The organism is Pseudofrancisella aestuarii (assembly GCF_003574475.2).
GTDB lineage: Bacteria > Pseudomonadota > Gammaproteobacteria > Francisellales > Francisellaceae > Francisella > Francisella aestuarii.
Genome location: NZ_QLIS02000001.1, coordinates 116,992 through 129,496, shown reverse-complemented (window position 1 = coordinate 129,496; position 12,505 = coordinate 116,992). Strand labels below are relative to the sequence as shown.

The following is a 12,505-nucleotide window of genomic DNA, read 5'->3' as shown; positions in this document are numbered from 1 at the left end:
TTCATGTTCCACAAAATGTCTGTTCTACCTTCTCATCTAAGCTAGGTGGAAGCATATATTCATTATAATCCTGATTAAAGTCATAAGGCTTTTGTAATACCTTTAATAATTTATTAAATAGTAATAAATCATTCTTATTTTCTGCTGCTCTTAAAGCTTGTTCAACTTTATGATTTCTTGGAATAAATATAGGGTTAGTCTTTTTCATCAATTTTAAAGATTCTTCTCTAGTCTCTTTTATTCTTTCTTGCCAACTATTAAGCCACTGCTCCAAATCTAGCTTATTAGATACATCTAAAGAATCATTGCCTAAATCATAAAAAGTATTTGTATAATCTAATCTATATTTAGCCATTAATTCTAGTAGCTTAGTTATAAATTCTTGATCTTGAGATTGAAAATTTACTAGCCCTAATTTTGCTGACATCATTTTAAGCCAACTATTTTTATATAGGTCAGCAAATTTTTCTATAATTTCTTGAGCAATGTCTATAGCTTCTTCAGTTCTATCTGCAAGTAAAGGTAAAAGACTTTCTGCAAATCGTGCTAAGTTCCACTGTGCTATTGGTGCTTGATTTGCAAAAGCATATCGCCCTCTTCTATCTATTGAGCTAAAGACGGTGTCTGGATGATATTCATCCATAAAAGCACACGGCCCAAAATCTATAGTTTCTCCCGAGATAGTCATATTATCAGTATTCATTACTCCATGAATCAAACCTACTCTTTCCCATTCAGTTATTAGTTTAGCTTGTTTCTCTACAGTATATTCAAGTAATGCTTTTGCTTTATTATCTTTTGGATCAATTTGGTATCTTCTCAAAGTAAAATCTAACAGAGACTCTAACTCTTTATCTCCCAAAGTTGCAGCATATTGGAAAGTTCCAACCCGGATATGGCTACTTGCTACACGAACAACTATTGCTCCCTTCTTTAGCCCATCTCTATAAATTGGTTCCCCTGTAGAGATTATTGCTAGAGACCTGCTTGTTGGTATATCAAAACCACTCATAGCTTCACTAATTATATACTCCCTCAACATAGGACCTAAAACAGCCTTGCCATCACCGCCTCTAGAGTATCTAGTCTTCCCTGAGCCTTTTAAATGTATATCGAATAATTTATTAGACTTTGTTCTATACTCTCCAATTAATGCTGCTCTTCCATCACCAAGCATTGTGAAGTTTCCAAACTGATGTCCCGCATAAGCTTGTGCTATTGGATTTTTACTAGATTTTCCAAGTAGAAAACCTAACAATTCTTTTTCATTTAAACTACTTACATCTAATCCTAATTCATTTGCTAATTTATGATTAAATATAATTACTTTTGCATCAAGAAAATTTTCTAAAGTCTGACTAGAATAAAACTCCTCTGGAAGTTCTATATAAGAATATTCTAAAACTGGATAGCTCATATAACTTAATACTTTACTAATATAGTAGCATTCTAACTTTTTTATAAAGTTTTTATAAGCTTATACCTTTAGACTTTTATAAAAATTTCTTACTCCTGCAATAGGTACAAATACTTCAACATAGAATGTTAGTATCCCAGCTAGTGACATCGCAATTAAAAACATATTTTGTGATAGACACATTAAAATAAGTGGTGGTAAATAAGTACAAACAAGAACTTTAATATAAGCATTCTGGCCAAAAGCATCTCTCAAAGCATCCATTACACCTATAGAAATACAGCAAAAAGAACCCACCATTGATATAAGTTGAAAAGCACTAAGTATATTACTAATAGCATTAGACTTAGTGAAAAAACTAATGCTATTGTTAAAAGCTACAAGCTGATTTTCACTATCATAGATACTTAACATCCCATAACTTCCATCTACAGGTATAGTAAAGAATATAGCTAAAACCCAAGCCATATATATAAAAGCTATTAATGAAGTACTAAAGATAAGTAGAAATGCTAAAGTTTTTAATGATAAATATCGATCATAAAACTTTACCAAACTAGGGATTATAAAGTGATAGCCAAATGCATTAAATAAAACAAACAAAAATGATAATGCTCCAACTGAACGAATAGGATAACTATTAATACTTATAGCAACTGTATTAGTAGTATAAAAAATTAAAAATATAGCCACAACAATAAGAGAAAGCTTAGCTGTTACAAATAGGACATTACTTTTAATTATTAGTCTAGAATTATATGCTGTAATTCCGCCTAATATGAAAATCAGAATTACTCCTGATAATAAATAGCTTAAATTACTACTTTCTAAAAGATATAAGCTTATGGCTGAACTAACTCCAGATATATAAGCAGCTAAAGTTAAATATAGAATTAACAAGTAGCTCCCAAAAACACTAAACTTAGCTCCCTTAAAACCTAAGTATTTAGTAGATAGTGTAAAATATGTATTATGCTCAACTGGCAAATTATATGAGATTTTTAATATACATAATCCAGTAATAGTCATTATTAACCACACTAAAAATATAGCAAATAAACTTCCTAAAAAACCTAAATTAACAGCAGCTATAGGCAACCCTACAATGCCACCACCTATAGTAGAACCAATAATCAGAAAAATACCTATAAATAGCTTCATTTTTCACTTTTGTGAATAATTATTCTATGAGTATATTTTAAATAACATAATATTAAAACCTTTTAATAGCATAATAACATCAGAGAATAATAATTATATATTAGCTGTAACTAAATATTTGTACTTGCATTTTTTTTTGATAGAATGAATAAAAATTCAATTTACATGGGGAGAGTTTTATATGTCAAAACAATATCAAAAAGTTGCTAGTCATGAGGCAAAGAAAGGAGATTTTAAACGCTGCCTTCTACTATATTCTGGAGGTCTAGATACTTCTGTAATGTTAAAATGGATACAAGAAGAATATGAAGTAGAAGTGGTTGCCTTAACTATAGATATTGGACAAGTAGCTGACAATTTAGAACAAATAAAACAAAAAGCTATAAATTTAGGAGCTATAGATGCTGTTGTATATGATGCAAAAACTCGCTTTGCAGATGAGGTTATAAGTAAAGCTATTAAAGCAAATGCTGATTATCAGGGAGGCTATGCCCTTTCAACTCCTCTTGGCAGAGTTATTATTTCAGAAATAGCTGTTGAAGTAGCTAAAAAATATGATTGCCAAGTTGTTGCCCATGGCTGTACTGGTAAAGGTAATGATCAAGTTCGTTTTGAAAGTTATCTTACTACTTTAGATGAAAATATAAAAACAATCGCTCCTGTTAGAGAATGGGGAATGGGTAGAGAGCAAGAATTAGAATACGCTGAAAAACATGGCATACCTGTTAAACAACAAAAAGACAAACCCTACTCATATGATGAGAATATGTGGGGAAACACTGCAGAAGGTGGAGAAATAGAACATTCAAATTTAATTGCTCCTAAAGAGGCTATTCTACAATGGTGTAAAACTCCTGAGAATGCTGTAAATAAGCTTCAAACTATTACATTAGATTTTGTTGAAGGTATACCAACTAAGTTAGATCGTCAGTCAATGCCTTTAGCTGAGCTAATCATGCAATGTAATAAGATTGGTGGTGAACATGGAGTTGGAGTGTTTAACCTTATTGAAGATAGATTAATTGGTTTAAAAGTTAGAGGAATTTATGAGAATCCAGGAGCAAGTATTATAATAGCTGCTCATAAAAAACTAGAGCAATTAGTTTCTACACGTCAGGAAAATGAACTAAAATCATTTATGGATAGCAAATGGGCTTATCTTGCTTATGCTGCTGAATGGTATAATCCTGTTATGAATAACATTCTTGCATTTATAGAAGAACAAAATAAAAAGGTTACAGGGAAAGTTACTATATCTTTATATAAAGGTAATATAGAAGTAGTCGCTGTAGAATCACCTTTTTCTATGCTTAAACCTGAGCTAGCAACTTTTGAAGCTGGTGGAGATTTATTCAACCATAATGCTTCTGCTGGATTTATAGAACTTCATAGCTTAGCTCAACGTACCGCTTATTCAATAATGAAAAATAAGAAATAAATATTATGAGTAAAAAACTTTGGCAAACTGAAACAGATAAACTCTTACCTATAGTTGAAAAATACACTGTAGGTCAAGACTATGTACTTGATCAGAAACTATTAAAATATGATCTACAAGCTAGCTTAGCTCATGCAAAAATGTTGCATAAAATAAATGTGCTTTCCAAGGATGAACTTTCTCTATTAGAAAAAGGCCTTCAAGAGATAGAAGAACTTTTAGCTGAAGATAAATTCTCAATAACTCAAGATCAAGAAGATAGTCATACAGCAATTGAGCAATATCTCTGCACACACTATGGGGATGTTGGTAAAAAAATACATACTGGAAGAAGTAGAAATGATCAGTCTCTAGTAATGCTTCGTCTTTTTATGGTAGATAAAATTAAACTATTGGAAAAAGCTATACAGGAAAATATTTATACCCTACGGACAAAAGCTAATAAATATGTAAATACTCCAATGCCTGGTTATACACATATGCAAAAAGCTATGCCAACAACGGTTTCAGTATGGTTAGGTTCTTTTGCAGATGCTTTAGAAGATACTCTTCTATTAGTATCAACTACCAATAAAGTCATAAACCAAAACCCTCTAGGATCTGCATCAGGTTTTGGTATTGATAATTTTAAGCATGATAAAGATTATACAACTGAACAACTTGGTTTTAATAGAACACAAGAAAATCCTATTTATTGTGCTTTTTCTAGAGGATATTTTGAAAAACTAATTCTTCAAACATTATCAAATCCTATGAGTATTTACTCAAGATTTGCTAATGATATGATGCTTTTCACAATGTCTGAATTTAACTACTTTAGCCTTGATAACTCATACACAACTGGATCATCTATAATGCCTCAAAAGCGTAATTATGATCTATTTGAGATTATGAGGGGCAATGCAAAACTATATCAAGGTTACTTACAACAAATTACTTCTATAATTGATGGCGTTCCTAGTGGCTATAATCGTGATTATCAATTAACAAAAGCTCCTTTCTGTGAAGCAATAGAATTAATAGAGAATACAATCCTATTATTTAACTCCACTATAGAAAATCTGAAAATTCATACCGACAAACTAGAACAAGCTATGACTTCAGATTTATATGCTACTGAAGAGGTTTATAAATTAGTTGAACAAGGCCTATCTTTTCGTGATGCTTATATAGTTATCAAACAAAAACTTAATAAATAGACTTCTATATTAGTAATCTGCCTTTTATTGTAAAATATAAATATACTACATCTATTAAAGGTCTTAATTATGGAATATCTAAGATTAGCCATTATTGATTCTGAAAACTATAATAATTTTGAATTAGTTTCTTCAGAAAATTTTGATCGTGTAATAGTTTTTACAAATAATGAAGAGTTAGAAGCAAACTATGAAAAAACTCGGATTTATAATAATTTTGAGTTAGTCCCTATTATTTATGGCGAAGGTAATAAAGATAATATGGATGGTTACATTTGCGCTAAAGTTGGTGAATATGTTGAAAGATATCGTGAATTTCGTACTCACCTTAGCATTACAATTTTTAGTAATGATAGAATTTTTAGAGGAATCGCCTCTTACTATACTAGAAAAGGTTTTAATATAGCAACTTCTGCCCCTAAAGGGTGTGTAACAGGAACAAGTAATACAGATCCTAGAGTTAGAATAAAAAAATTTTTAGAATGCTCAGAAGAGGTACAACAACATCAATACAAAAAACATTTTAAAGAAACTTCTAAAGATGCTTTTTATCGATTGATTATCAAGAAATTAGATAAAGATATCCCTGAACAGATAATAGATGAATTTATAGATAAAGGAATAGTTGGCTTTTCTAAAGAAACTAGAAAAATATTTTTTGATAAATCTAAACTTTAATTAATAGCTTCCATACATATAGTTAGGAAGTTTATAAACATAATCAGAATATCCACCTACTAAATCACTATATTGATCGCCTATATTTAATACTATATGGTAGCCATTTTCTGTTATCTCTCTACGAACATCTGCTTTGAAATCACTAAATGGTAGCTTTTCATATTTCTCACTAATTAGATATAGTCCTTGATAATCAGTATAGCCTGCATTTTCTATAGCCTTTTTAGTAGTGTCTTTATACTTCTCTAATCTAGCTGTGATGAAGAACACAGACACATTTAACTCACGAGCTTCATTATATAATTCCAAAGCACCTTCATTAGCTGGAATATCTGTACTTTTCTGTATGACATCCCACACAGCATCAGTATCTGCAAAACTATACTTCTTCATAATTGAATAGTTATTTAATGCAGTATCATCAATATCGTAAACTATAGCTAATTTCCTAGGCTCTTTTATTTTCTTGTTATACCAAGCACTTCTATATAAAACATCTTTAGCTTTTTGAAGAGTTTCACTAACTTCTATGGCGTGTTGGCCAGATTCATAATATTCTTTAACTTGATCTTTTGCCTGTGTAAGATTAGTAGGAGTAAAAGCAGCATAACTCATTACTCCCCATGTGCTTAATACTAACAATACAAAACTTTTATATAATTTATTCATGATTTTTCCTTAAAATTATTTGCCGAATGCATCAAATGAATAATTCCACACAAAATCATTCAAGTAAAGAAAAATCAGATTTTAAAAGAACTTAATTTAATTTAGAAATATCTGCTACTGAAATAAATAGTTTATGAAGATTATTTAATAATGCTATACGGTTTTTTCTAAGACTATCATCTTCATCCATAACCATTACATTATCAAAAAAATCACTAATACTTTTATCAAGACTACTTAGAAGCTCTAAAGCTGTTTCATAATTTCTAATAGAAACTTCATGATGAACTTTTTGAGTTACTTTTTCTATATTCTCAGCTAAATTTATTTCATATTGATTACCAGCTTTATTACTTATAGAAATATCATAAGCACCTTTTAATTCTTGAGAGTTTTTAGCTAGAATATTTGCTACTCTCTTATTAGATGAAATAAGACTAGCTGCTGAACTAGAATTTAAAAATCCAGTAATCGCTTGCACTCTTAAACCAAAATCTTTTACAGATGAAGAATTAGTATTAATTACTGATTCAAATACATCATTTGGCACACCTTCTTCTTTATATAGATTCTTAAATCTATCTATACAAAAGCTTATTATTTCATCTTTAATATCAGTTTTAAACACTAGATTATTTACTTCTTTATAGCTTAAAAAAGCCACATCTAAAACCTGTTCTAAAGAAATATCTAGATCTGTATCACGGAGTATTCTTAATATACCTATAGCAGATCTTCTAAGTGCAAAAGGATCTTTGTTACCTGAAGGTTTCTGCCCTATTCCAAATATTCCAACTAGAGTATCTAGCTTATCTGCCAAAGCAACACAATTAGCTATCTTACTTTGTGGTAGCTCTGCACCAGAATATTTTGGCCAATATTGCTGCTCTATAGCATCAGCTATCACATCAGGCTCACCATGTGCTTTTGCATAATACTTACCAATAATGCCTTGCAAATCAGTAAACTCAAAAACCATATCTGATATTAAATCTGCTTTTGCCAAAAGCCCTGCTCTATATGCAATTTCTCCATCCTCTTGAGATAGCTTAGCTAGCTCTTGTGATGTATTTGCTATCCTTTTAGCCTTTTGTAGCATATTTCCAAGCTTATTTTGGAAAGTTACATTTTCAAGCTTAACTAAGAAGCTATCTAAAGGTTTTTTAACATCTGTATCATAAAAGAATGCTGCATCTGACAATCTAGCATTCATAACTTTTTGATTTCCTGTAGTTACTAACTCTGGCTTCTTACTTTGAATATTTGAGATAGTAATAAAATTAGCAACCATTTTTTTATTATTATCTAATAACGGAAAACATTTTTGATGTTCTTGCATAGAAGATATTAATGCTTCTTGAGGAACTCTTAAGAAGTCCTTATTAAAGCTACATAACATAGCATTTGGAAATTCAACTATTGCATTTACTTCCTCTACCAGATCAGCATCTAAAACCACATTATAACCATGTTTTGCTGCTAGCTCTTTTGCTTGTTCAATCACTAAAGCTTTTCTGTCTTCCCAATCTACTAAAACCATAGCTTGAGCTAATTTATCTTTATATGTAGAAATACGAGATATTGAAATAGCCTCTGGATGATGAAATCTATGTCCATATGTAATATTACTAGCTTTATGGTCAAGTATAGTCATATCAACAACATCATCACCATACATAGCTAAAACCCAATGTACAGGTCTTACAAACTCTACTGATGAATCACCCCATCTCATCATCTTTGGTATCGGAAGTTGCTTTAAAGCTTTAGCTATTATTTCTTCTAAAAGCTTAGTTGTTTTTTGCCCTTCTTGAATAGACTTAAAGAAAAGTTTTTCTCCCTTTGGAGTATCTATTTTATCTAACTCATCTAACTCTACTCCACAAGATTTTGCAAAGCCTAAACCAACTTGTGTAGGTTGACCATCTTTATATGCTAAATGTAAGAATGGTCCTTGTTTTTCAACAATAACATCCTCTTGCTCACTTGCTAAATCCAGAATAGAAAAAGCCAACCTTCTTGGAGAAGCAAACCATACTCCTTTACCAAAGCTCACTTTAGCTTCTTTTAACTGTTCTTCTACGCTTGACAATAATGATTGAGCTAATTTTTTAAGAGCTTTAGGAGGTAGCTCTTCAGTACCTAATTCAAATAAAAAATCTTTTTTTTCAATAGTCATAATAAACCTTTTAAAGATAGCAAAATTCAATATTTAATCCACTTAAGGTATTATACAGTAATAAAGCTATTGATAAAATTTAATAAAATAAATTTCTTCCTATGTTTATTGATACACATTGCCATCTTGATTTTGAAATATTTGATGATTCTCGCGATGATATTATTGAAGAATGTAAATCATTAAATATTAACAAATTCATAAATCCAGCCACTAGTTTTTCAAACTGGCAAGAGCTTATACATGTGAGGGAAAAGTTTAGCAATATCTCTATTTGCTTCGGACTACATCCAATCTTTATAGAAAAACACTCTCAAGTGCATATAGAACAACTGAAAAAATATACTCTTGAAAATAATTGTAAACTTATTGGAGAAATTGGTTTAGATAAGAGATTTAACAATTTTGATAAACAAATAGATACCTTCTCTCAACAGCTAAATATAGCAAAAGAACTTAATAAAAAAGTAATTATCCATTCAGTAAAAACACATAATGAGATTATTAAAATAATTAAAGATACTAGCTTTACAAATGGTGGAATAATTCATGCTTTTAATGGAACTTATCAAGAAGCAAAAACATTTATTAATCTTGGTTTTAAGCTAGGTATTGGTGGAATACTATCTCACCCAACTGCTAAATTAAAAGATACTCTACACAAAGTATCTTATAAAGATATTGTTTTAGAAACGGACTCTCCTGATATGAATCTCTATGATTCTAAAGAGTCTATAAATAAGCCACAAAATATAATAAAGATTTTTGATTTGCTAAAGAATCTTTATATGGAAGATCCTGATATACTAGAACAACAAATTTACAAAAATAGTCTAGAGCTTACCTAAAAATGTATATCTCTAATATAAAGTTACAAAATTTTAGAAATATAAGCTCTCAAGATTTAATTTTTGAAAAAGACATTAACTTCATAATTGGGCAAAATGGCTCTGGTAAAACTTCTATACTTGAGGCTATATATTTTCTTTCTCACAGTAGATCTTTTAGGACCTCTCAATTAAATAGAATAATAAATCATGAATCTGATGAGTTTTTTATATTTTCAAAAGCTAAAAATAATGATGATGATATAACAATAGCTCTCTCAAGAAAAAAAAATGGCAACAGTGTTAGTAAACTAAACTATGAGATACAAAAAAGCCATACAGAAATAACTAAGACATTACCTATACAATTAATAAATCCAGAAGCTTTTAATCTAATAAACTCTGGTGCAAAACAAAGATGTAAAATACTCGACTGGGGCGCTTTTTATCTTGATAAAACCTTTCTAAAAATATGGCAACAAACTAAGTTTTTAGTAAAACAAAGAAACTCTGCTTTAAAACAAAACTATCCTAGAAACTATATAGCTAGTTTAGATAAAAAATTACAAGAATTTGCGGATCTTCTTGATGTCAAAAGGCAAATATATTTTGATAAGCTAAAACCTAAAGTTTTTGAAATTCTAAAAAACTTTAATCCTGATTTAAATTTGGATATTGATTATTATAAAGGTTGGAGACATGATCAAACCTTAATAGAAGTTTTAGAAGAAAATTTTGAAAATGACAATAAATATAATGTCACAAATCATGGCCCTCACAAAGCGGACATTATCCTAACAATTAATCATAAGCCTATTCAAGATATATTTTCTAGAGGGCAACAGAAACTCCTTATTTGTGCCATAAAATTAGCTCAAGGTGAAATACATAATTTAGAGAATGAAAATAGATGTATTTACTTAGTTGATGACATAACATCAGAACTTGATTATAACCATACTGAAATGTTATTTAATTACTTAAGAAAACTAAGCTCTCAAGTTTTTATAACAACTACAAACAAAGACAAAATTGATAAATTTATCAGCGATACTGCTTTAACAATTCAACTATAAGTATTTATAACTCTAATTACTAGCTGCTAAGTACTTACCTTGATTTAACTAACAATATTTTAGAAAATAAATTTAGTAGTGCTTCTTTTATTATGGCGCTCAAGTTTTGAAAAGGAGATATTAATGAAAAAGATTTTGAGTATTACTGCTATTACTACTTTAGCAGCTTTAGGTTTAACAGGTATAGCTAATGCTTGTACTGTTGCTACACATGATTTTAAACCATATGGTACTTTTGCTTCTAGAAATTTTGATGTTTGCTTAGCTGTCCAATCACAGTTTACAGTATATCCTAGAAATCTTGAATTTACTGGCGCCACCCCTGAAGAAACAAAAAACACGGTTAACTGGAAAAATAAATATGGGTATGTAGTTATAGAAGAAACAAACTGGGGAAGTGTTGCTTCAGAAGGACTAAATGAAAAAGGACTTGCCGCTCATATACTTTATAATGGTAAAGAAACAACAGTTAAAATTGATCCAAATAAACCAACTATCAATAGTATAAAGTGGCTACACTATATACTTGGAAATTTTAGTAATGTAAATGAAGTATTAGCTAGTATCAAGAAATATAATTTACATAACTATCCAGCTTCTGTTAATGGTAAAAAAGTTAAACTACCTATCCATTACAAAATTGAAGATAGTAGTGGTGATTCAGCAATTATTGAGTTCTCAGATGGAAAAGTTTATACATACCATAACCCAAGTTACACAGTTATGGCAAATGAACCTAACTATGATGAGCAGATTAAAAACTTATTAAAACTTTCTGCTAATGGTAAAAAATATAGTATTGATAATCTTCCAGGTGGTGCTAATTCATTAAATAGATTTGCTCGTACATACTACTCAACAACCATTTTACCTGATACCTCAGAATCTCAAAATAATGCTATCCGAGATATGTATAGCATCATGAATATGGCTAGTGTCCCATTCAATAATTTAGAATGTAGCTTAACTGCAATGATTGAAGGTAAAGGTTCTCAAAATCCAGAAGATACATGGCCAACAGTATGGACATCCGCATCTGATTTAAGTGGTAAAAAATTATATTACTCTAGTGTTGCTGTAGGTAATCGTGTATGGATTGATTTAAATAAAGTAGACCTTGATAAAGGACAAAAACCTATAAGTGTAAATCTAGAAGATCCTTCTCTTGTTGGAGATATTTCTGACAAATTAAAATAATTTTCTAATCTAAATTCCTATCTTATTTGTATATTATCTACTTGATCAAAATAACGATCTTGACCATAACTGTCTATACCTTGTGAAGCATGTTTGAACACAACTGAAGGTCTGTAAGAACTCACACTTGCTAAAGCAATTGAATAAACTGGCATTACTAATAAACTACTTACTAACATTAAACTGATTATCTTTTTCATTTTATTTACCTTTTATAATTATGTATCTGTCTTTCTTGGTTGTTATGTTATACCCATGTAACACAAATGTTAAATATATTGATTTTATTAAGTTAATAACTTTTTCTTATATTTAAAATATTAAATAATTTAAGTAATATAATTATAAAAAGTCATATTTATAAAACTAATGAAAAGATTATTGCTAATTGCTCTACTCCTGCCATTTTTTTCATTCGCTAATGAATGCAATGAGGGAAATACTTATGAAATAAATCAATGCCTAAAAGCAAAAATTGAAGAATCCAATAAAGCTATAGATAAGATAAAAAATCATAATACTGAAGAGTTTCAAGAGCTAAGAAATAAAATATGTCAAAATGTAAGTTATGTATATAAAGGTGGTTCTTTTCAGTCAATAAGTTATGGTAACTGTGTAATATCTTTAAGTGACTGGTATATTGAGCAAACTAAAGTTTAGA

Annotated in this window: 12 protein-coding genes; 7 read left to right on the top strand and 5 right to left on the bottom strand. The window is 29.7% G+C overall.

The annotated features are described in order from the left end of the window. Position 1: 1 nt before the first annotated feature. Together DNK87_RS00630 and DNK87_RS00625 are read right to left on the bottom strand one after the other, a co-directional pair. Positions 2–1,417 carry a protein adenylyltransferase SelO gene (locus DNK87_RS00630; RefSeq protein WP_119330706.1) on the bottom strand — a complete coding sequence of 472 codons (1,416 nt, stop codon included), beginning with the start codon at positions 1,415–1,417 and terminating at the stop codon, positions 2–4. Positions 1,418–1,477: 60 nt separating this feature from the next. Then, complete coding sequence (locus DNK87_RS00625; RefSeq protein ID WP_119330707.1) at positions 1,478–2,578, bottom strand: aromatic amino acid transport family protein; 1,101 nt, start codon at positions 2,576–2,578, stop codon at positions 1,478–1,480. A 181-nt stretch (positions 2,579–2,759) separates the two neighbouring features. On the opposite strand from DNK87_RS00625, the gene DNK87_RS00620 reads away from it, so the two are divergent. From DNK87_RS00620 to DNK87_RS00610, 3 genes are all read left to right on the top strand, one after another. Next, positions 2,760–4,016 (top strand): argininosuccinate synthase, encoded by a 1,257-nt coding sequence (locus DNK87_RS00620; RefSeq protein WP_119330708.1) that lies wholly within the window; start codon positions 2,760–2,762, stop codon positions 4,014–4,016. A gap of 5 nt (positions 4,017–4,021) precedes the next feature. Then, positions 4,022–5,215 (top strand): argininosuccinate lyase, encoded by a 1,194-nt coding sequence (argH, locus tag DNK87_RS00615; RefSeq protein WP_119330709.1) that lies wholly within the window; start codon positions 4,022–4,024, stop codon positions 5,213–5,215. A 69-nt stretch (positions 5,216–5,284) separates the two neighbouring features. After that, on the top strand, positions 5,285–5,893 hold the full coding sequence (locus tag DNK87_RS00610) for a PIN domain-containing protein (RefSeq protein WP_119330710.1): 609 nt from the start codon (positions 5,285–5,287) through the stop codon (positions 5,891–5,893). Here the strand turns inward: DNK87_RS00610 and DNK87_RS00605 are convergent, their stop codons facing one another. Continuing rightward, positions 5,894–6,565 (bottom strand): HAD family acid phosphatase, encoded by a 672-nt coding sequence (locus DNK87_RS00605; RefSeq protein WP_119330711.1) that lies wholly within the window; start codon positions 6,563–6,565, stop codon positions 5,894–5,896. Positions 6,566–6,656: 91 nt separating this feature from the next. Continuing rightward, positions 6,657–8,744, bottom strand: coding sequence for a glycine--tRNA ligase subunit beta (gene glyS / locus DNK87_RS00600; protein WP_119330712.1), 2,088 nt, complete (start codon positions 8,742–8,744; stop codon positions 6,657–6,659). Positions 8,745–8,845: 101 nt separating this feature from the next. On the opposite strand from glyS, the gene DNK87_RS00595 reads away from it, so the two are divergent. The 3 genes from DNK87_RS00595 to DNK87_RS00585 all read left to right on the top strand — a co-directional run bounded on the left by DNK87_RS00595 (position 8,846) and on the right by DNK87_RS00585 (position 11,844). Further along, entirely contained in the window at positions 8,846–9,592 is a 747-nt protein-coding gene (locus DNK87_RS00595) for a TatD family hydrolase (protein ID WP_119330713.1), read from the top strand. A gap of 2 nt (positions 9,593–9,594) precedes the next feature. After that, positions 9,595–10,647, top strand: a complete 1,053-nt coding sequence (recF, locus tag DNK87_RS00590; protein ID WP_119330714.1) for a DNA replication/repair protein RecF — start codon at positions 9,595–9,597, stop codon at positions 10,645–10,647. Positions 10,648–10,770: 123 nt separating this feature from the next. Beyond that, entirely contained in the window at positions 10,771–11,844 is a 1,074-nt protein-coding gene (locus tag DNK87_RS00585; RefSeq protein WP_119330715.1) for a linear amide C-N hydrolase, read from the top strand. A gap of 17 nt (positions 11,845–11,861) precedes the next feature. On the opposite strand, the gene DNK87_RS00580 is transcribed toward DNK87_RS00585, so the two are convergent. Beyond that, entirely contained in the window at positions 11,862–12,044 is a 183-nt protein-coding gene (locus DNK87_RS00580) for a hypothetical protein (RefSeq protein WP_119330716.1), read from the bottom strand. Between the two features lie 169 nt (positions 12,045–12,213). Here DNK87_RS00580 and DNK87_RS00575 point away from each other — a divergent pair, with 169 nt between their 5' ends. Further along, positions 12,214–12,504: a lysozyme inhibitor LprI family protein gene (locus DNK87_RS00575; protein WP_119330717.1), complete on the top strand. Its 291-nt coding sequence runs from the start codon at positions 12,214–12,216 to the stop codon at positions 12,502–12,504. Position 12,505: the final 1 nt, after the last annotated feature.